The sequence below is a fragment of the Pseudomonas sp. RL_105y_Pfl2_101 genome, assembly GCF_963970585.1.
Taxonomy (GTDB): domain Bacteria; phylum Pseudomonadota; class Gammaproteobacteria; order Pseudomonadales; family Pseudomonadaceae; genus Aquipseudomonas.
The window spans coordinates 1-20219 of record NZ_CAXAPG010000040.1 but is presented as its reverse complement, the minus strand read 5'-3'; the positions used below and the strand labels follow the sequence as shown (position 1 = coordinate 20219).

The 20219-nt window shown below is 61.1% G+C and carries 21 protein-coding genes; 10 read left to right on the top strand and 11 right to left on the bottom strand.

Features of this window, described 5'->3' with window-relative positions; genetic code table 11:
- Positions 1–27: 27 nt before the first annotated feature.
- Genes ispE through AACY31_RS25945 form a run of 3 tightly spaced genes read right to left on the bottom strand, consistent with a single transcriptional unit; the run spans position 28 to position 3227 of the window.
- Complete coding sequence (gene ispE, locus AACY31_RS25955) at positions 28–879, bottom strand: 4-(cytidine 5'-diphospho)-2-C-methyl-D-erythritol kinase (protein ID WP_339505319.1); 852 nt, start codon at positions 877–879, stop codon at positions 28–30.
- 1 nt (position 880) lies between these two features.
- Positions 881–1498, bottom strand: coding sequence for a lipoprotein insertase outer membrane protein LolB (gene lolB, locus AACY31_RS25950; protein WP_339477742.1), 618 nt, complete (start codon positions 1496–1498; stop codon positions 881–883).
- A gap of 4 nt (positions 1499–1502) precedes the next feature.
- On the bottom strand, positions 1503–3227 hold the full coding sequence (locus AACY31_RS25945) for a tetratricopeptide repeat protein (RefSeq protein ID WP_339477744.1): 1725 nt from the start codon (positions 3225–3227) through the stop codon (positions 1503–1505).
- A gap of 172 nt (positions 3228–3399) precedes the next feature.
- On the opposite strand from AACY31_RS25945, the gene hemA reads away from it, so the two are divergent.
- The 6 genes from hemA (at position 3400) to AACY31_RS25915 (ending at position 8779) form a co-directional block, all read left to right on the top strand.
- The gene (hemA, locus tag AACY31_RS25940; RefSeq protein WP_339477746.1) at positions 3400–4689 is read left to right on the top strand and encodes a glutamyl-tRNA reductase; all 1290 of its coding nucleotides are present in this window, start codon (positions 3400–3402) and stop codon (positions 4687–4689) included.
- Positions 4686–5768, top strand: coding sequence for a peptide chain release factor 1 (gene prfA / locus AACY31_RS25935; RefSeq protein WP_339477749.1), 1083 nt, complete (start codon positions 4686–4688; stop codon positions 5766–5768). Before hemA ends, prfA begins: the two co-directional genes overlap by 4 nt.
- A gap of 14 nt (positions 5769–5782) precedes the next feature.
- Positions 5783–6613, top strand: coding sequence for a peptide chain release factor N(5)-glutamine methyltransferase (gene prmC, locus AACY31_RS25930; RefSeq protein ID WP_339505317.1), 831 nt, complete (start codon positions 5783–5785; stop codon positions 6611–6613).
- Entirely contained in the window at positions 6607–7362 is a 756-nt protein-coding gene (locus AACY31_RS25925; RefSeq protein ID WP_339505316.1) for a molybdopterin-synthase adenylyltransferase MoeB, read from the top strand. The genes prmC and AACY31_RS25925 overlap by 7 nt, the downstream gene beginning before the upstream one ends.
- Positions 7355–8146 (top strand): glutamate racemase, encoded by a 792-nt coding sequence (gene murI, locus AACY31_RS25920; protein WP_339477758.1) that lies wholly within the window; start codon positions 7355–7357, stop codon positions 8144–8146. The genes AACY31_RS25925 and murI overlap by 8 nt, the downstream gene beginning before the upstream one ends.
- Positions 8147–8260: 114 nt before the next feature.
- Entirely contained in the window at positions 8261–8779 is a 519-nt protein-coding gene (locus AACY31_RS25915; RefSeq protein WP_339477760.1) for an acyloxyacyl hydrolase, read from the top strand.
- 130 nt (positions 8780–8909) lie between these two features.
- Here AACY31_RS25915 and AACY31_RS25910 read toward each other — a convergent pair whose 3' ends face one another.
- From AACY31_RS25910 to AACY31_RS25885, 6 genes are all read right to left on the bottom strand, one after another.
- The gene (locus tag AACY31_RS25910) at positions 8910–9215 is read right to left on the bottom strand and encodes a YkgJ family cysteine cluster protein (protein WP_339477763.1); all 306 of its coding nucleotides are present in this window, start codon (positions 9213–9215) and stop codon (positions 8910–8912) included.
- A 27-nt stretch (positions 9216–9242) separates the two neighbouring features.
- Entirely contained in the window at positions 9243–10016 is a 774-nt protein-coding gene (locus AACY31_RS25905) for an SDR family NAD(P)-dependent oxidoreductase (protein WP_339505314.1), read from the bottom strand.
- Between the two features lie 123 nt (positions 10017–10139).
- Positions 10140–11591 (bottom strand): deoxyribodipyrimidine photo-lyase, encoded by a 1452-nt coding sequence (phrB, locus tag AACY31_RS25900; protein ID WP_339492843.1) that lies wholly within the window; start codon positions 11589–11591, stop codon positions 10140–10142.
- 12 nt (positions 11592–11603) lie between these two features.
- Entirely contained in the window at positions 11604–12545 is a 942-nt protein-coding gene (locus AACY31_RS25895) for a MerR family transcriptional regulator (protein WP_339505313.1), read from the bottom strand.
- Complete coding sequence (locus AACY31_RS25890) at positions 12545–13507, bottom strand: YbgA family protein (RefSeq protein ID WP_339477773.1); 963 nt, start codon at positions 13505–13507, stop codon at positions 12545–12547. Before AACY31_RS25890 ends, AACY31_RS25895 begins: the two co-directional genes overlap by 1 nt.
- Positions 13508–13680: 173 nt before the next feature.
- Positions 13681–14667 carry an NAD(P)/FAD-dependent oxidoreductase gene (locus tag AACY31_RS25885; protein ID WP_339477776.1) on the bottom strand — a complete coding sequence of 329 codons (987 nt, stop codon included), beginning with the start codon at positions 14665–14667 and terminating at the stop codon, positions 13681–13683.
- Between the two features lie 196 nt (positions 14668–14863).
- On the opposite strand from AACY31_RS25885, the gene AACY31_RS25880 reads away from it, so the two are divergent.
- Complete coding sequence (locus AACY31_RS25880) at positions 14864–15763, top strand: TIGR01777 family oxidoreductase (RefSeq protein ID WP_339477778.1); 900 nt, start codon at positions 14864–14866, stop codon at positions 15761–15763.
- 13 nt (positions 15764–15776) lie between these two features.
- Entirely contained in the window at positions 15777–16802 is a 1026-nt protein-coding gene (hemH, locus tag AACY31_RS25875) for a ferrochelatase (RefSeq protein ID WP_339505311.1), read from the top strand.
- A gap of 127 nt (positions 16803–16929) precedes the next feature.
- On the opposite strand, the gene AACY31_RS25870 is transcribed toward hemH, so the two are convergent.
- The gene (locus AACY31_RS25870) at positions 16930–18204 is read right to left on the bottom strand and encodes a uracil-xanthine permease family protein (protein ID WP_339477784.1); all 1275 of its coding nucleotides are present in this window, start codon (positions 18202–18204) and stop codon (positions 16930–16932) included.
- Positions 18205–18206: 2 nt separating this feature from the next.
- Positions 18207–18845 (bottom strand): uracil phosphoribosyltransferase, encoded by a 639-nt coding sequence (upp, locus tag AACY31_RS25865; RefSeq protein ID WP_339477786.1) that lies wholly within the window; start codon positions 18843–18845, stop codon positions 18207–18209.
- Between the two features lie 176 nt (positions 18846–19021).
- On the opposite strand from upp, the gene AACY31_RS25860 reads away from it, so the two are divergent.
- Entirely contained in the window at positions 19022–19579 is a 558-nt protein-coding gene (locus AACY31_RS25860; RefSeq protein ID WP_339477788.1) for a hypoxanthine-guanine phosphoribosyltransferase, read from the top strand.
- Positions 19580–19582: 3 nt separating this feature from the next.
- The gene (locus AACY31_RS25855; RefSeq protein WP_339477790.1) at positions 19583–20056 is read left to right on the top strand and encodes a WbuC family cupin fold metalloprotein; all 474 of its coding nucleotides are present in this window, start codon (positions 19583–19585) and stop codon (positions 20054–20056) included.
- Positions 20057–20219: the final 163 nt, after the last annotated feature.

The window sequence follows — 20219 nt, the reverse complement described above, 5'->3', positions numbered from 1 at the left end:
GCTGCGAGTGCCCAGCACTCGATTCCTTTAGAGCAGGTCTTGCAGCTTGCGATGCAACATCGAAACGTTGCTTCCTTTTGCTACAAACCCTGTAAGGGTCTCTGTCAGAAGGGCCGAGACTTTATCAGCTTCAGCTTTGCTTGGGAAGCCCCCAAACACACAACTTCCAGTTCCGGTGAGTTTTGCTTCGGTAAATTTACCTAACAAATTCAAAGCGTTACGAACATCTGGATAACGCCTTGCTACCACCGGTAAGCAGTCATTTCGACTGTTTCCCTTGGGAACGGGGCGCACTTTAATGGGAGGAGAGTTACGTGTCAACAGTGGATCTGAAAAAATTTCTGCTGTACTTACAGATACTTGCGGCACCAGTACCAAGTACCAGGGTTCTTCGGGGTCCACCGGGGTGAGTTTTTCCCCGACGCCCTCGGCGAAAGCGGCGTGGCCACGGACGAAAACCGGCACGTCGGCGCCCAGTGTCAAGCCCAGGGCGGCCAGGCGGTCCGCGTCCCAGCCCAACTGCCACAGGTGGTTGAGACCGAGCAGAGTGGTGGCTGCATTCGAGCTGCCGCCGCCGATGCCGCCACCCATGGGCAGGATTTTTTCGATCCAGATATCGATGCCCAGTGGACAACCGGATTGTGCCTGGAGTTGTTTCGCGGCCTTGACGATCAGGTTGCTGTCGTGGGGAACGCCTTCGAATTCGGTGTGCAGGCGAATCACGCCGTCGTCGCGCACGGCAAAGGTGATTTCGTCGCCGTAGTCCAGGAACTGAAAAATCGTCTGCAACTCGTGGTAGCCGTCCGGGCGACGGCCGAGGATGTGCAGCATCAGGTTGAGCTTGGCCGGGGAGGGCAGGTTCAGGCGTGCAACGCTCATGTCATTGCCCCAGCTTGCGCGGCTGCCATTGCTTGATCACCAGCGTGACGTCGAGGTTGCGGCCGTGCAGCTTGATGCGTTCGGGCAGCCAATAGCCTTTCTGCTGGGCATAGCTGAGGTATTCGATCTGCCAGTCATCCTGTTCCAGGTTGGACAGGCGGCTGTCGGCGTCAAGGGTCAGGCGACTTTTGCTGTCCGGTGCCGGCAGCCCGCGAACCCACCAGGTCAGGTGGGAAACCGGCAGCTTCCACCCCAGTTGTTCTTCCAGCAGCGCTTCGGGTGTGGGCGCCTCGTAGCGCCCCTGGTTGGCGACTTCCAGCGATACCTGACCCGGTCGGCCGGTCAGGCGGGCCGCACCGCGACCCAGTGGGCCCGACAGGCGAATGTCGTAGTAGTCCTGGCGTTGCAGCCAGAACAGTGTGCCACTGCCGGAGTCTTTCGGGGCGCGGATGCCGATCTTGCCGTCGATTTGCCAGCCGTCGAGACCGCTCAGTTGTTGCTTGTGCTCGCGCCACTGGGCTTGGTTGCCCTGGCCCTGGACGGATTCACGGGCGCCGAAGCCGGCGCAACCGGCGAGCAGGGCAATGAAACTGAAAACGATGAAATGGCGCAAAAACATAATCTTAAAGAGTCTCGGATCCGGTCAGGCGTTTGATGGTGCTGCGCAAGATAGGGCTGTCCGGCTGATCCTTGAGGAATCGGCTCCAGATCTGCCGGGCTTCGCGTTGTTTGCCGTTGGCCCACAGGACCTCGCCCAGGTGCGCGGCGACTTCCTGGTCGGGAAAACGCTCCAGGGCTTGGCGCAACAGGCGTTCGGCTTCATCGAGATTGCCCAGGCGGAAATTCACCCAGCCCAGGCTGTCGAGTACCGCCGGGTCTTCCGGATTGATCTGGTGGGCCCGTTCGATCAGCAGCTTGGCTTCGTCATAACGGGTGGTGCGATCCGACAACGTATAGCCCAAGGCGTTGAGGGCCATGGCGTTGTCCGGCTCACGCCGGATGATCAGGCGCAGGTCTTCCTCCATCTGGGCCAGATCATTGCGTTTCTCCGCCAGCATGGCGCGGGTATAGAGCAGGTTCAGGTCGTCCGGGTACTGCTTCAAGGCTTGTTGCAGCACGCTCCAGGCTTTGTCGCCCTGATTGTTGGCCGACAAGGTTTCGGCTTCGATCAGGTACAACTGGATGCCGTAGTCCGGTTGGGCGTCGCGTTGTACGGCGAGGTGGCTCTGGGCTTCGGCGGTCTTGCCGTTGCCGATCAGGATGTCGGCCTGGCGCAACTGCGCCGGCAGATAGTCGTTGCCCGGGCCCACTTGGGCGTACTCGATCAGTGCGCTCTCAGGGTCATTGCGTTCTTCGGCGATGCGACCCAGATTCAGATGGGCCGAGTCGACGTGGCTTTCCCGGGCGACCAGGTCTTCCAGGTACCCCTTGGCCTCTTCCCAGGCCTTGGCTTCCAGGCAGACCAGCGCCAGGGAATAGCGCAAGTCGTCGTCTTCCGGGTATTGCTGGACCAGGCTGGAGAACTCCACCTTGGCGTCGTCCATGCGGTTGTTTTCCACCAGCATGCGGGCGTAGGTGAGGCGCAGGCGTTTGTCGTCCGGGTACTTCTTGATGCTTTTTTCCAGTAACGGCAGCGCTTCGCCGCCGCGGTTCAAGCCTTGCAGCAAGCGTGCGCGCAGCAGGAACGGCGCCACTTCGCCAGCTTCCGGCGGGTTATCTTCCAAAAGGGTGAGGGCGCCTTGGGTGTCACCATCCTGTTGCAGCAGCAGGGCCTTGCCGAAAATCAGCTGGCCGTTGTTCGGGTGGCGCTGCAACAGGCGATCGAAGCTTTTCAGCAGGCCGTTGCGGGTTTCCTGGTCGGTATCGGCGGCGGACAGGGCCAGGAAGTCGAAATGGGTGTCGCCCTTGCCCAGCAGGACCTTCTCCATATACATCATGGAATCGTCGTAGCGCCCTGCCCGGGCCAATTGCACGGCGGCGGCGCGCTGTGCTTCGAGGTCGTCCGGGGCATTCTTGGCCCAGATCAGCGCAGTATCCAGCGCGGGCTGGTCGGCGCCCAGGTATTCGGCAATGCGAAATGCCCGCTCGGAGATCCCCGGGTCCTGGGTATTGATGGCCTGGGTCACGTAGTTGTCCAGCGCAATGTCGAAGCGATTGCGCTGGCCTGCCAGTTCGGCGCTCAACAGACTGAAGATGGTTTCTTCGCTGAACGAGCCGTAGACCTTGGGCTTTTCAGGTACCTGCACGCTGTCTTCGACCGGCGGCGTACCGTCCGTCGAAACGGGGGCCATGGACTGGCAGCCGCTGAGCAAGGCAAGAGCGAGGAGCAACGCGGAAGATCTATTCATATAGGAAAAGGACGACTAACCTGCGGTCAGATCATCATGACACAAGCCTCCGGTCAAACATAACCGCCCCGTCGATTTACAACCCAGGGCAGGGCGATAGAGATCGAGTGGTTGTTCTGAATCTGACGAAGTAGGACAATTGCCGGCTTCACGTCACCATCAGCGACCTTGAATGGCCTTCCTTGCACTCGGTATTAACCACAAGACTGCTTCAGTAGACGTCCGCGAGCGCGTGGCCTTTACGCCTGAGCAGCTGGTTGAGGCCTTGCAGCAGCTCTGCCGACTCACCGACAGTCGCGAAGCTGCGATCCTCTCCACCTGCAATCGCAGCGAGCTCTATATAGAACAGGATCACGTTTCGGCCGATTCAGTCCTGCGCTGGCTGGCCGAATATCACAACCTGAGCCTTGAGGAACTGCGCGCCAGTGCCTATGTGCACGAAGACGATGCGGCCGTTCGTCACATGATGCGTGTTGCTTCGGGGCTCGATTCGCTGGTGTTGGGCGAACCGCAGATTCTCGGTCAGATGAAATCGGCCTACGCCGTTGCCCGCGAGGCCGGCACTGTCGGCCCGCTGCTGGGGCGCCTGTTCCAGGCGACGTTCAACGCCGCCAAGCAGGTGCGCACCGACACCGCTATCGGCGAGAACCCGGTGTCCGTGGCGTTTGCCGCTGTCAGCCTGGCGAAACAGATTTTCAGTGATTTGCAACGCAGCCAGGCGCTGCTGATCGGCGCTGGCGAGACCATCACCCTGGTCGCCCGTCATCTCCACGACCTTGGGGTCAAGCGCATAGTCGTCGCCAACCGGACCCTGGAGCGGGCCAGTACCCTGGCCGAGCAGTTCGGGGCCCATGCGGTGCTGCTGTCGGACATTCCCGCGGAGCTGGTGCACAGCGACATCGTCATCAGCTCCACCGCCAGCCAGTTGCCGATCCTTGGCAAGGGTGCCGTGGAAAGTGCCCTGAAGCTGCGCAAGCACAAGCCGATTTTCATGGTGGACATTGCTGTTCCCCGGGACATCGAGCCAGAAGTCGGCGAGTTGGATGACGTTTATCTCTACAGCGTCGACGATCTGCACGAGGTGGTCGCCGAGAACCTCAAAAGCCGGCAAGGCGCGGCCCAGGCGGCGGAGGAGATGATCGGCGTCGGCGCAGACGACTTCATGGTGCGCTTGCGCGAACTGGCCGCGGTGGATGTGCTCAAGGCGTATCGCCAGCAGAGCGAACGCCTGCGCGACGAGGAGCTGCAAAAAGCCCAGCGCCTGCTGGCCAACGGCGGCAGTGCCGAAGAGGTGCTGGTACAACTGGCTCGCGGCCTGACCAACAAATTGCTCCACGCCCCCAGTGTCCAGCTCAAGAAGCTGACCGCCGAAGGCCGCCTCGATGCGCTGGCCATGGCCCAGGAACTCTTCGCCCTCGGTGAGGGCTCACCGGATAGCTTTTCGGATAAAAAACCGCAATGAAAGCGTCACTGCTCAACAAGCTGGATATCCTCCAGGACCGTTTCGAAGAACTGACTGCCTTGCTGGGCGATGGCGAAGTCATTTCCGACCAGAACAAATTCCGCACCTATTCCAAGGAATACGCGGAAGTCGAGCCGATTGTCGCCACCTATAAACAGTTGCTCAAAGTGCAGGGCGATCTTGAAGGCGCCCAGGCGCTGCTCAAGGACAGCGACCCGGACATGCGCGAAATGGCCGTGGAGGAAGTTCACGAAGCCAAGGAACAACTGCTCGAACTGGAAAGCAACCTGCAACGCATGCTGCTGCCCAAGGACCCGAATGACGGGCGCAATGTGTTCCTTGAGATCCGTGCCGGTACCGGCGGCGATGAGGCGGCGATTTTTTCCGGTGACCTGTTTCGCATGTATTCGCGCTACGCCGAACGTCGCGGTTGGCGGGTGGAGATCCTCTCGGAGAACGAGGGCGAACACGGCGGCTATAAAGAGGTCATCGCCCGGGTCGAAGGCGACAATGTCTACGGTAAGCTGAAATTCGAATCCGGCGCCCATCGCGTGCAACGCGTGCCGGCCACCGAGTCCCAGGGGCGTATCCACACCTCGGCTTGCACTGTGGCGGTATTGCCCGAGCCGGACGAGCAGGAAGCCATCGAGATCAATCCGGCGGACCTGCGGGTCGACACTTACCGTTCCTCCGGCGCGGGCGGCCAGCACGTCAACAAGACTGACTCGGCGATCCGCATCACGCACTTGCCCTCGGGCATCGTGGTCGAGTGCCAGGAAGAACGTTCCCAGCACAAGAACCGCGCGCGGGCCATGGCCTGGTTGTCGGCCAAGCTCAACGACCAGCAGACCAGCGCTGCCGCCAATGCCATCGCCAGCGAACGCAAATTGCTGGTGGGCTCGGGCGATCGTTCCGAGCGGATCCGTACCTACAACTTCGCCCAGGGCCGGGTCACCGACCATCGCGTCAACCTGACCCTGTACTCCCTGGACGAGATCCTTGCCGGTGGTGTCGATGCGGTGATCGAGCCGTTGTTGGCTGAATACCAGGCCGATCAGCTGGCTGCGATTGGCGAGTAAGCACAGGTGAATAAATGACCATCATCGCCAGTCTGTTACGCGCGGCCGAGCTGCCGGATTCCCCCACGGCACGGCTGGACGCGGAGTTGTTGCTGGCCGCAGCCTTGGGCAAGTCCCGCAGCTTCCTGCACACCTGGCCCGAGCGGATCGTGCCCAGTGAGGCGGCGTTGCTGTTCGGCCAATACCTGCGGCGGCGTCGCTCCGGCGAGCCGGTGGCGTACATCCTCGGACAGCAGGGCTTCTGGAAGCTCGATCTGGAAGTCGCGCCCCATACCCTGATCCCGCGTCCCGACACCGAGCTGCTGGTGGAGTCCGCGCTGGCCTTGTTGCCGGCCACACCGGTTCGGGTCCTGGACCTGGGCACCGGCAGCGGCGCGATTGCCCTGGCATTGGCCAGCGAGCGCCCGGCCTGGAAAGTCACCGCGGTCGACCGGGTGCTGGAGGCCGTGGCCCTGGCCGAACGCAATCGCCAGCGCCTGGACCTGCACAACGTCACGGTGCTGAGCAGCCACTGGTTCAGTGCGCTGGAAGACTCGCGTTTCGAGTTGATCATCAGCAACCCGCCGTATATTGCAGCCAGCGATCCGCATCTGATCGAGGGCGACGTGCGTTTCGAGCCGGCCAGTGCCCTGGTTGCCGGGCCGGACGGGCTCGATGATCTGCGCCAAATCGTTGCCCAGGCGCCGGCTCACCTCGAGCCGGGCGGCTGGCTGATGCTCGAGCACGGTTACGACCAAGCCGAGGCGGTGCGCGATTTGCTGCGCACCCAAGGCTTTGTCGAAGTCCACAGCCGCAAGGACCTGGGCGGTCATGAACGCATCAGCCAGGGGTGCCTGCCGTGCTGAACGATCAGGAATTGTTGCGCTACAGTCGGCAAATTCTGTTGCAGCACGTCGACATCGACGGCCAATTGCGTCTCAAGCAAAGCCGCGTGCTGATCATCGGTCTCGGCGGTCTCGGCGCCCCGGTGGCGTTGTACTTGGTCGCCGCTGGGGTGGGTGAGATGCATTTGGCGGATTTCGACAGCGTCGATCTGACCAACCTGCAGCGCCAGATCATTCATGACACCGATAGCGTCGGCTTGAGCAAGGTCGATTCGGCGATGCGACGCCTGGGGGCGATCAACCCCGAGGTTCGGCTGGTGCCTCACCGGGCGGCCATGGACGAAGACAGTCTGACCATGGCGGTCGCGGCGGTGGATGTGGTGCTCGACTGCTCCGACAATTTCTCGACCCGTGAAGCGGTGAACGCGGCCTGTGTCGCGGCGGGTAAACCGTTGGTCAGCGGCGCGGCAATTCGCCTGGAAGGGCAGTTGTCGGTGTTCGACCCACGCCGCCCCGAAAGCCCTTGCTACCACTGCCTTTATGGCCATGGCAGCGAAGCCGAGCTGACCTGCAGCGAGGCTGGTGTGATCGGACCGCTGGTGGGATTGGTGGGCAGTCTGCAAGCCCTTGAAGCCTTGAAGTTGTTGGTCGGTTTCGGTGAGCCGCTGGTGGGGCGCCTGCTGTTGATCGATGCCCTGGGCACGCGTTTCCGTGAGCTGCGGGTCAAGCGCGATCCAGGTTGCAGCGTCTGCGGTGGCCAACATGAGTGAAGCGCCGGTCGGCGTGCTTGATTCGGGTGTCGGCGGGTTGTCGGTGCTGGGGGAAATTCGCCAGCTGCTGCCCAATGAATCGCTGTTGTATGTGGCTGACTGTGGACATATCCCCTACGGCGAGAAGAGCCCGGATTACATCCGCCAACGCTGCGCGATCATTGCCGACTTTCTCTTGGGCCAGGGCGCCAAGGCGCTGGTTGTAGCCTGCAATACCGCAACGGTTGCTGCTGTTGCCGATCTTCGCCGTGATTTCCCCCATTGGCCCATTGTCGCGATGGAACCGGCGGTCAAGCCGGCGGCCGCCGCTACCCGCAGTGGTATCGTCGGTGTGCTCGCCACCACCGGTACCTTGCAGAGCGCCAAGTTCGCCGCTTTGCTCGACCGTTTCGCCACCGATGTGCGGGTCATCACGCAACCGTGTCCGGGATTGGTTGAACTGATCGAAACGGGTGATTTGCACAGTCCGGCCTTGTATCAATTGCTGCAACAATACGTCGACCCCTTGCTGGCAGCCGGCTGCGATACGTTGATCCTGGGGTGCACGCACTATCCGTTCCTCAAGCCATTGCTCGCGCGGATGATTCCGGAACATATCAGCCTGGTCGACACCGGTGCCGCCGTGGCCCGGCAACTTCAGCGCCTCTTGGCTGAGCGCGGTTTGTTGGCCGAGGGGCCTGCCAGCGAAACGCATTTCTGGACAAGTGCAGACCCGATGCATTTAAGAAAAATCCTACCGATGCTATGGCATTCGTCCGGCGTTGTGCGAAGCTTCGATCTGTAAAAAAAACGTGAAAATTGTGTAAAACGTGCTGAACTTCTGTTTTAGCGCGGATTTCTATAGCTTTGTGTGTTTGTAACAAAATCAACTAAGTCTGTTCGGAAAAGGATTTTTCTAATGAAGCGCTTATTCTGCTTTGCCGCGTTTGCGGCCGCATTGTTGGGGCACACTTACACTGCACAAGCAGCAGGTGTGGAATTTGGGGTTGGCCAGACCAGCGACTCGACCATGACCTATCGCCTGGGCATGCAGTTCGACTGGGACAAGAGCTGGCTGCAAAGTGATATCGGTCGCCTGACCGGCTATTGGAGCGGCGCCTATACCTATTGGGAAGGGGACGAGACATCCAGCAATCACAGCCTGTCGTTTGCGCCTGTGTTTGTGTATGAATTTTCCGGCCAGAACGTGAAGCCTTACATCGAGGCGGGTATCGGTGTGGCGTTGTTCGCCAATACCGAAGTGGAAGACAACAAGCTTGGCACGGCTTTCCAATTTGAAGACCGTATCGGCTTCGGCCTGCGCTTCAACGGTGGGCATGAAGTGGGCATTCGCGCCATTCATTACTCCAACGCGGGCATCAAGTCGACCAACGACGGTGTAGAAAGCTACTCGTTGCACTACACGATGCCGCTGTAACAAAACAGTTTGAGAACTGTGTGCGAGCCTGCTCGCGAAGCGGTGGGGCAGCCAATACGATGTTGCCTGATCTACCGCTTTCGCGAGCAGGCTCGCTCCGACAATAGATCAGCTCTGTCAGACCATTCCTTTATCGATACGCCGTTGCAATCCCTTGGCGTTCTTCCAGGCACTCCGGTGCGCCCATCTCGAACTCTCGGCAGATCAGCGGACGCTTTTCATAGATGGTGCACATCATGCTGTCGCGATCCAGTGCCGCGCACCAACCGTCATCCAGTCGCAGCATCACCTCTCCACCCCACTCGTCCGTGTCGATAAAGCGCTCCGGAACCCCGGTGTCGGTGATCAGCATCACTTCCAACTGGCAGCAGCACGCCGCGCACGTCGAACACGTGACGGCCGGTGCCGGGATTTCATGGACGGGGATGGTTTTCATGGCGCGCAGTGTAAGGCAATCAGCGGCTCAGGGTCGTCCCTTGATCGGATAGCCGTTTTTCGCCTGGCATGAGCCCATATCGGTCGGCACGGTTTCGGTCGACGAAGGCAAAGGCCAGAGCGCGGTCATGGACGCAATGGGAAGCGCGACTTCCCGCGGGCGTTCGACCAACTGATTCAGCACGTGCCGCGCTGTTTCGTCCGCCGACCAGTGAATCGTGGTTTGGGGGCAATCGTCGGGCCCCAGCAATGGGGCGTCGTAGCCAGGGTGTACCAACGTCACATCGACACCCGCGTATGCCAGTTCTGCCCGAGCCGATTCGAACAGATGACGAATCCCGCGGCCACCCGCTTCTATTTGTGAAGGGGGCAGGTAAGTCGCCGGGCTGGCAATACCCACCAGATGAGGTTCGGTCCCGGCGCGCAGCAAGGGCATGGCCACTTCGATGCAGAAACTGGCAGCCAGCAGATTGCTGCGCACAATATGCTCGATCAATGTGTGATCAGCCGGCTGCCCGTCAACGTACTCAGCCGTCCCGGCATTGACGATCACCTGATCCAGGGCGCCCCATTGCCGGGCAATCTGTTCGCCGATCTCGCGCACGGCCTGGCTGTCGGTCAAATTGCCGGGCACGGCCAGTACTTGGCCTGGATAACGTGCCGAAAGGGTTTCGCATGATTGGCTCGAGTGCGAACTGACGGCCAGGTATGCACCCGTCTGCAGTATCGCTTCAGCCAACGAAGTGCCGATTCCGTTGCCAGCCCCGGTGAGCCAGCAGCGCCGGGGCAGTCTTAAACCCATTCTCTACTCCTTTCGATTGGACAGCGCACTGATACGTGGCTTTTCAGTGGAGTCCCTACGACTAGTAAAATTATATGTTCTCGGACGAATAATGCCTTCCGTCGACCGGCAATTGTTTGTTCGCTAATCGCCCATCTCTTCGGCGGTCGCGTCCTGTCGCGTTGGCAGGTTTCTGAACGCTGCCAGCGCACGCGCCCTGGACTGGCTCAAGTCGATAATCGGTGCCGGATAATCCTCGGCGCCAAACAAGCCGCCCTGGGTATTTGGGCTATGGACCTGATGCTTGTCCAGATCGTTCAATTCAGGTAACCAGTGCTTGATGAACAAGCCCTCGCGGTCAAATTTTTCCGACTGCCTCAACGGGTTGAAGATGCGGAACCAGGGCGCCGAATCGGTGCCGGTGGAGGCGCTCCACTGCCAGCCGCCATTGTTGGCGGCCAGGTCGCCGTCGATCAGGTGCTGCATGAAAAAGCGCTCGCCTTCGCGCCAATCGATCAACAGATTCTTGGTCAGGAACATGGCTACGACCATCCGCAAGCGGTTGTGCATCCAGCCGGTCTCCAGTAACTGCCGCATGGCCGCATCGATAATCGGCAGGCCGGTGCGTGCTTGCTTCCAGGCTTCCAGTTCTGCGGGGGCGTTGCGCCACGCCAGCGCCTCGGTTTCCGGGCGAAACGCACGATGGCGCGACACGCGTGGATAACCCACTAGAATATGTTTATAGAACTCACGCCAGAGCAATTCATTGATCCAGGTCGCAACACCGGCATTTCCGCTTTCGAATTCACCTTGGTTGGCTTGCAGCGCGGCATGAAGGCACTGACGCGGTGACACCACCCCAGCCACCAGATAGGCCGATAGCTGGCTGGTGCCGGGCCTGGCGGGATAATCCCGTTCGCCTTGGTAATCATCGATGTGCTGCTCGACAAAGGTGTCCAGGCGCCGACGGGCTTCGGCTTCACTGGCGGGCCAGAGGGCGCGTAGCGCTTGGCTGGGCGGGGCGAATCCATCGACTTGCGTCGGCACCGGGTCACGGGCAATGCCGGTGGGAGCCTGCCTGGCCGGCGTGGCGACCAGGCTCGGCAATGAGAAGTGCAGACGGCTGTAGCAGACCTTGCGGAACTGACTGAACACTTGGAAGTAATTGCCGGTCTTGGTCAGCAGGCTGCCGGGCTTGAACAGCAATTGATCGAGGTGGCTGTGAAATTCAATGCCCTGCTCATTCAGCGCGCGGGCGACTTCGGCGTCGCGTCGCGTTTCATTCAGGCCGTACTCTTCGTTGACATGCACGGCGTCGACGTTCAGTTCGCGACACAGCTTGAGCAGCGCGAGCGGGGCTTGGTGCCAATGCGCAGCGGCACGGATCAGCAGTGGGATGTTCAATTCGGCCAGGGTCGCACTCAACGCACCGAGGCTGCGCAGCCAGAAATCGATCTTGCACGGTGCGTCGTCATGGGTGCGCCATTGTTCGGGGCTGGTCAGGTACACCGCCACGCAGGGGCCTTGGGCTGCGGCCGCCGCGAGGGCGGTGTTGTCGTGCAGGCGCAAGTCGCTGCGCAGCCAGATCAGTTGCATGCTGTCTTCCATCTAAAGGAGTGCTCGGCGACTCAGTTCGCGCTGAGCCGATAACGGGTCTGCGGCCCAGGACACGTCAATCATCGACGCGCCAGTGGATAAGCTGGCGTGGTGGATCGACGCGGCCGGGCCGGCAATGATGATCGGGCAATCGATTCCACTCAGCAGCCTGGGCAGTTGGGACAGGTTGAGGGCGTGACTGGAATACAGCAGGACGCCGCGAGCCTTGAGGCGCTCGACTGCCAGGGCCAGTTCGCCGGCCGGTAGAGGGCTGTCGAACACTTCCACCGGGCAGTCGGCGCTGCTGGCCAGCCAGGCGGTGAGCCACAGGTGCGGCTCCTGGGGCGAGTCCGAATGATTGACCAGCAACAGTGGCGCGCCGCGCAACTGACGGTTGTTGTGGTAGATCCGGCTGCCGAACTTGCTGCGCAGCCATGAGTACAGGAACACCCGTTCCAGCTGCGCGCCGAACTGGCCTTGCCAGCGCAGGTGCAGCTCGGCCAGCAACGGCAAGAGCAACTGCTCGCACACGGTCCAGGGCGGGTACAGCGCCATCGCCTGGTTGACCAGGTCATCGATCTGGCGCTCGGCCAGTTGCGTCACCGCCAGCACCAGGGCGTGGTGCTGACGTTGCCAGTCATTCTCCGGCACCTGTTCGCTCGGTGGCTGCGGCGTGTCCAGCAACGGCTTGATCTTGCTTACCGCAACGCCGCGGTCGATCCAGGTGAGAATGCTCAGGATCCGTTGCACATGCTCGGCATTGAACAGTCGGTGGCCCTTGGGGGTGCGGTGCGGCACGATCAGCCCGTAACGACGCTCCCAGGCGCGCAGCGTGACGGCATTGACGCCGGTTTGCCGGGCGACCTCGCGTATGGGCAGCCAGCCTTGCGCCAAGGCCTTGGCAAAGTCGGCCCCCAGGTCTTCGCTGGCGCTGGAGTCGGGTTCGCGGCTCATCAAATAGCGTTTCGCAAGCTGAGGTTTTCCGGGTGCGGTTGCAGGTAGACCTGCTGCGCCAGGTAAGGATCGGGGTGCTGGCGCAAGTGATGCTTGAGTAACGTCAGTGGCACCACTAAGGGCACGATGCCGAGGCGATATTGCCCGATCAGGTGCTGTACTTCCTGTTTGTCCTCGGCGTCGATGGCGCGCTTGAGGTAACCGCTCAGGTGTTGCAGCACGTTGGTGTGGGTGCGGCGGGTGGCGCATTTCTTCAAGGCGGCCATCAATGCGCTGAAATAGTGTGGGCCCAGCTCATTGGGGTCGGCCTTGCCCATGTTGCCCAGCAAATTGCCCAGGGCTTTGTATTGGACCGGGTTGTGGGCCATCAGCAGGTATTTGTAGCGCGAGTGGAATTCGATCAGGTCGCGACGGGTGAGTCCGTCGTGACGCAAAGGTTGCCAGGCGGCATAGGCGAACACCCGGGTCAGGAAGTTTTCCCGTAGCACCGGGTCGTTGAGGCGACCGTCTTCCTCCACCGGCAGATCCGGGTGGCGTTCGCAGAAGGCCTGGGCATAGATACCGCGGCCGCCGCCGTCCTGGGTCGCGCCGTTGTGATCATAGACCTTGACCCGCTCCAGTCCGCAGGATGGCGATTTCTGCATGAAGATGTAGCCGCAGATGTCATCCAGTTCGCCAGCCATTTGCTGCCCATAGTCGGCCAGTGGCCGGGTCACGTTGAGGTCGCGATTCACCGTGCCGAGCGCCTCGGGGTGCTCGGGGTTGCCCACCAGGCGGATCGGTTCCCGGGGGATGCCCAGGCCGATGGCGACTTCAGGGCACACCGGCACGAAGTCGAAATAGTCGACGAGGGTACGGCTGCACAACTGCGATTGCTTGTGCCCGCCGTTAAAGCGAACTTCAGCACCCATCAGGCAGGCGCTGATGGCGATTCTGGGTTTGGCGATGGCTGTGCTGGGCATGGGTAACCTCTGATTGCTAAATCTTGTACAGGTATCTATCTTTGTACAATATTTTCATCATAGGTCAGAACGTGCACAAGTCAACCGGGTTTGTGCGGGAGGTGGCGTCAATCTGTATCGCAGGCAGGCTGCTGTCTCTTTCGACAGCAGCGGATAGTGATGGGTGATGCGATCTACTGCAGGCTTGCATGCAGGCGGCGTGCAGCCTCCTGGCCACTGAGCCATGCACCTTCGACCCGGCCGGACAGGCACCAGTCGCCGCACACATACAGGCCCAGGTCGGCATCGGCCAAGGCGCCCCATTCGTGGTTGCCGGCGGGGCGGGCGTAGAGCCAGCGATGGGCCACGCTGAAGCTTGGTGCGGGCATCGCGCTGTGCAGCAGTTCGGCGAAGGCACCGTGCAGATGTTCGATCACCGCTTCCTTGGACAGGTCGATGTGCTGCCGGCTCCAGTCGCTGGAGGCGTGCAATACCCACGTATCGAGCGTGTTGTCGCGTCCCGGTTTGCTGCGGTTGCGCGCCAGCCAGTCCAGGGGGCTGTCCTGTACGAAGCAGCCTTCCATGGGGGTATCCAGCGGGGTTTCGAAGGCCAACGCCACGGCCCAGGTCGGGTCCATCTTCACGCCAGCGGCCACGGCGGCCAGCTTCGGTACGGCCGCCAGCAATGCGGTGGCTTGGGGCGCGGGTGTGGCGATTACCACCTGGCCGAAGGGGCCGTGAGTGAAACCTTCCGCGTCCTGCAAATGCCAATGCTCCTGGCCGCGGTACACCTCGGTGATCCGGCAGGAAAACTGCACTTGCAGTGTGTCGAGCAAGGCGCGGGTGATGGCGCTCATGCGTGGCGTGCCGACCCAACGGGTCTGTTCGTCCGGCGATGGGCTCAGTTGCCCGTTCTGGAAGTTGTAGAGTTGCGGGTTCCATTCCGCCGCCCACCCGTTGGCTTGCCAGCGCTGGACTTCCGTGACAAAGCGGCGATCGCGGGCGGTGAAGTATTGCGCGCCCATGTCCAGTGCGCCGGCGTCGCTGCGTTTGCTCGACATGCGTCCGCCGCTGCCGTGGCTTTTATCGAAGAGTTGAACGATATGCCCGGCCTCCGTCAGGGCCTGGGCGGCTGAAAGTCCGGCGATGCCGGTGCCGATGATTGCGATAGGTACAGTCATGAGGGCCTCGTTTACCTTTCTGTACAGACTACGCCGTCGTTTAAACCTGTACAATTTGGGTTTTTGGTATAAGTTTTACCGTTCGCGTTTGGACAGCTTGTCCTATTGTTAAACACAGACCCTGTCCGATACGAAAAATCCCTGCTTATAAAAATAGACTAATGGGCCGGGTAAAACGCGATGCGAGGAACATCTCATGCACATATTGCTGACCGGCGGTACTGGTTTGATCGGACGTCAGCTCTGCCGCCTCTGGTTGGGGCAGGGACATCGCTTGACGGTATGGAGTCGCCGACCCGAAGAGGTGGCGCAAATCTGTGGCGCAGACGTGCGAGGCGTTGCCAAGCTCGAAGCAATTGAGGCGCCGGTGGACGCGGTGGTCAACCTCGCGGGAGCACCGATTGCCGACCGGCCCTGGAGCCATAAGCGCAAGATGTTGTTGTGGAGCAGTCGCATTACGTTGACGGAAGTTTTGCTGGCGTGGCTGGAGCGTTGCGAGCAGAAACCGCAGGTATTGATTTCCGGTTCCGCGGTGGGCTGGTATGGCGACGGTGGCGAGCGTGAGTTGACCGAGGAGTCGGGGCCAGTGAGCGAAGATTTCGCCAGCCAGTTGTGCATTGCCTGGGAAGAAACCGCGCAACGGGCCGAGGCGTTGGGTATGCGTGTTGTGCTGGTTCGTACCGGCCTGGTCCTGTCTGCCGAGGGCGGCTTTTTGTCGCGGCTGCTACTGCCGTTCAAACTGGCGCTGGGTGGGCGTATCGGCAATGGTCGGCAGTGGATGCCGTGGATTCATATTGAGGATCAAATCGCCCTGATTGATTTTCTTCTGCACCGCTTTGATGCCAGCGGTCCTTATAATGCGTGCGCTCCGAACCCGGTGCGCAACCGCGATTTTGCCAAGGCCCTGGGGCATGTATTGCATCGGCCAGCCGTGGTGCCAATGCCGGAACTTGCGTTGAAAGTTGCCCTGGGGGAGTTGTCATTGCTGTTGCTCGGCGGCCAGCGCGCCACGCCGGCCCGATTGCAGGCGGCGGGTTTCACATTCCGGTTCACTGATTTGCCTGCGGCCCTGGAAGACTTGTCCAGCCGCCTTTGAAATAGGACGTTGCATGACCGATCACGCGTTGCTTCTGGTGAATCTGGGTTCGCCTGCCTCCACTTCGGTGGCCGATGTGCGCCGCTACCTCAATCAATTCCTGATGGATCCGTATGTCATCGACCTGCCATGGCCGGTGCGGCGTTTGCTGGTGTCGCTGATCCTGATCAAGCGTCCCGAGCAATCGGCCCATGCCTACGCCTCGATCTGGTGGGAGGAGGGTTCGCCGCTGGTGGTGCTCAGTCGCCGCTTGCAACAGGCCATGACCGCGCAGTGGGCCCAGGGGCCGGTAGAGCTGGCAATGCGTTATGGTGAGCCGTCCATTGAATCGGCGTTGGTGCGGCTGGCGAGCCAGGGTCACAAGAAGATCACGTTGGCGCCGTTGTACCCGCAGTTCGCCGACAGCACTGTGACCACGGTGATCGAGGAGGCCAAGCGGGTCGTGCGGGAAAAGAAACTCAATGTGCAGTTCTCGATTCTCCAGCCATTCTACGATCAACCCGAATACGTCGACGCCCTGGTGGCCAGCGCCAAGCCGTACCTGATGCAGGAACACGATCATCTGTTGTTGAGTTTCCACGGCTTGCCGGAGCGACACCTGACCAAGCTCGACCCTACGGGGCTTCATTGCTTCAAAGATGCCGACTGCTGCAAGAGCGCGCCGCCGGAGGTGATGGCAACCTGTTACCGCGCGCAATGCATCCGCACTGCAGAGCTGTTCGCCCAACGCATGGGGCTCAAGGATGGCCAGTGGTCGGTGTCGTTCCAGTCGCGGTTGGGGCGGGCCAAGTGGATCGAACCCTATACCGAGGCGCGGCTGGATGAACTGGCCAAAAGCGGCGTGAAGAAAGTGTTGGTGATGTGTCCGGCATTCGTGGCCGACTGCATTGAAACCCTGGAGGAAATCGGCGATCGCGGCCGTGAGCAGTTCCGCGCGGCAGGAGGGGAGGAGTTGGTGTTGGTGCCTTGCCTCAATGATGAGGCGCAGTGGGCGCGGGCGTTGAGTACCCTCTGTGAACGGGCGCCGATCGCTCTGTAGATTTCAGCGGCCCCTTCGCGAGCAAGCCCCACACACACATTCGATCTTTGTCGTTCACAAAGTCTGTGTACGCTGAGGATCAAGTGTGGGCTTGCTCGCGAAGAGAACCTGTCAGACAACAGAGCTCTTAAATCAGCGGCTCATCCGCCTGCTTCTGTTTCCAGCTGTCATTGCCCGGCAGCAGTAGGTTCAGCGCGATCGCCACCACCGCGCACAGCGCGATGCCTTTGAGGCCGAAGTCGTCCGGGCCAGTGCCGGTGCCCACCAGCACACCGCCGATGCCGAACACCAGCGTCACTGAGACGATCACCAGGTTGCGCGCCTCGCCCAGATCGATCTTGTGGCGGATCAGCGTGTTCATGCCCACCGCCGCAATCGAACCGAACAACAGGCACAGGATTCCACCCATCACTGGCACCGGGATGCTTTGCAGCAGCGCACCGAACTTGCCGATGAATGCCAGGCTGATGGCAAAGAACGCTGCCCAGGTCATGATCTTCGGGTTGTAGTTCTTGGTCAGCATCACCGCGCCGGTCACTTCGGCGTAGGTGGTGTTGGGCGGGCCGCCGAACAGGCCGGCGGCGGTGGTGGCAACGCCGTCACCGAGCAGTGTGCGGTGCAGGCCGGGCTTTTTCAGGTAGTCGCGACCGGTTACGCTGCCCACGGCAATCACGCCGCCGATGTGCTCGATGGCCGGTGCCAGCGCCACCGGCACGATGAACAGGATCGCCTGCCAGTTGAGCTCCGGTGCGGTGAAGTTAGGCAGGGCGAACCACGGCGCGGCGGCGATTTTCGCGGTGTCCACGACGCCGAAGAAAAATGCCATGGCAAAGCCCACCAACACGCCGGAAATGATCGGCACCAGGCGGAAAATGCCTTTGCCGAACACCGCCACGGTCAAGGTGGTGAGCAGGGCTGGCATCGAAATCAGCATCGCGGTTTGATAATGAATCAGCTCGGTACCGTCGCCGGCCTTGCCCATCGCCATGTTGGCGGCAATCGGCGCCATGGCCAGGCCGATGGAGATGATTACCGGGCCGATAACCACCGGCGGCAGCAGCCGGTCGATGAACCCGGTGCCCTTGATCTTCACCGCCAGGCCAAGAAAGGTGTAGACGAAACCCGCCGCCATCACGCCGCCCATGGTCGCGGCCAGGCCGAACTGGTCCTTGGCGAGGATGATCGGGGTGATGAAGGCAAAGCTCGAAGCCAGGAACACCGGCACCTGGCGCCTGGTGACGATCTGGAACAGGATCGTTCCCAGGCCGGCCGTGAACAGTGCCACGTTAGGGTCCAGCCCGGTGATCAGCGGCATCAGTACCAGCGCGCCGAAGGCGACGAACAGCATCTGTGCGCCGGACAGTACCTGGCGCCAGAGCGGATCGTTGAACTCATCCTGCATGCTCAAGCGTCCTTTTGCTTGGTGCCGAAGATCTTGTCGCCAGCATCGCCCAGGCCCGGGATGATGTAGCCGTGCTCGTTGAGTTTCTGGTCGATGGACGCGGTATAGATGGTCACATCCGGGTGAGCGTCCTGCACGGCCTTGATGCCTTCGGGAGCGGCGACCAGCACCATGGCGCGGATGTCCCGGCAACCGGCCTTTTTCAACAGGTCGATGGTGGCGACCATGGAGCTGCCGGTGGCGAGCATCGGGTCGATGATCATCGCCAGGCGCTCGTCGATTTCCGGCACCAGTTTTTCCAGGTAGGTGTGCGCCTGCAGGGTCTGCTCGTTGCGAGCCACGCCCACGGCGCTGACCTTGGCCCCTGGGATCAGGCTCAGTACGCCCTCGAGCATGCCAATGCCGGCGCGCAGAATCGGCACCACGGTGATCTTCTTGCCGGCGATTTTCTCGACCTGGACCGCACCGGCCCAGCCGTCGATTTCATAGGACTCCAGCGGCAGGTCCTTGGTGGCCTCGTAGGTGAGCAGGGCGCCGACTTCCTGGGCGAGTTCACGGAAGTTCTTCGTGCTAATGTCAGCGCGGCGCATGAGGCCGAGTTTGTGTCTGATCAGCGGATGGCGGATCTCGAAGATGGGCATGGGAAAGGCTCCGGCGGCGGGCAAAAAAACCGGCCTAGATTAATCTATCCGAGGGTGTTGTCCTATAGACAATACAGAACGTTAGTCCACAAACGCTTGATCTGGCCTTGCTTGATGCGTACCTTTGCCCGCTTTTCAGAACCGTCCCTCCCCCTCAACGTCCCTTGGAGAGCGCCATGTCCGCTGATCTCGAGCATATCCGTCAAATCATGCGAGAGGCTGACTGCCTGTACAGCGAAGCCGAAGTCGAAGCGGCCATCGCCCGTGTCGGTGCGCAAATCAACGATCAGCTGGCCGATGCCAACCCGGTGGTGTTCTGCGTCATGAACGGCGGGCTGATTTTCTCCGGCAAGCTGCTGACCTATCTGAACTTCCCCCTGGAAGCGTCCTACCTGCACGCGACGCGTTATCGCAACGAAACCAGCGGCGGCGATCTGTTCTGGAAAGCCAAGCCGGAAGTCTCGTTCATCGACCGCGAGGTGCTGATCATCGACGATATCCTCGACGAAGGTCACACCCTGGGCGCGATCATCGACTTCTGCAAACACGCCGGTGCCCGTGCCGTGCACACCGCCGTGCTGATCGACAAGGACCACGACCGCAAGGCCCGTCCGGACTTGAAAGCCGATTTCGTCGGCCTGCCGTGCATCGACCGCTACATCTTCGGCTACGGCATGGACTACAAAGGTTACTGGCGCAACGCCAATGGCATTTTTGCCGTCAAGGGAATGTAATCGATGACCCGACCAAGCTTTCTGGACCATGCTCTGTTCGATGGCTTGACCGAAAAAGCGGCGGCCAGCCCTCGTGGGCGGCAGCACCATAACTTCCACGAGATGGATGAGCCGTGCCACCGCATGGCGGTGGGTCTGCAACCGTCGACCTACATCCCGCCGCACCGCCACCTGAGCGCCGACAAGGCGGAAACCTTGTTGGTGCTCAAAGGGCGGCTGGGGGTGTTGATCTTCGACGAAGCCGGTACGGTGGTCGACAAGCGCATCCTGCAGGTTGGTGGCGATTGCCTCGGCGTCGACCTGCCGGCCGGCGTGTACCACGGATTGGTGGTGCTGGAAGCCGACAGCCTGATGTTCGAATGCAAGGCCGGCCCCTATCGGCCCGTGGGTGAGGGCGAGCTGGCCCACTGGGCGCCCCGTGAAGGCGAGGCCGGCGTGGCGCAATACCAGGCCTGGATGCGCGCCCAGTTCGACTAGTCCTCCATGGCGCGAGGGATCAAGCTCGTGCTGGGTCTGTAGATACCGTCTTGCCCCTCATCGAGCAAGGGCAAATTTTGGGTCAAATGGCTGACCCGATTTGAGAACGGCGTAAACGAAATGTAGTAGCTTGCGCATCGCTGCACAGATGATCTGCTTGGGG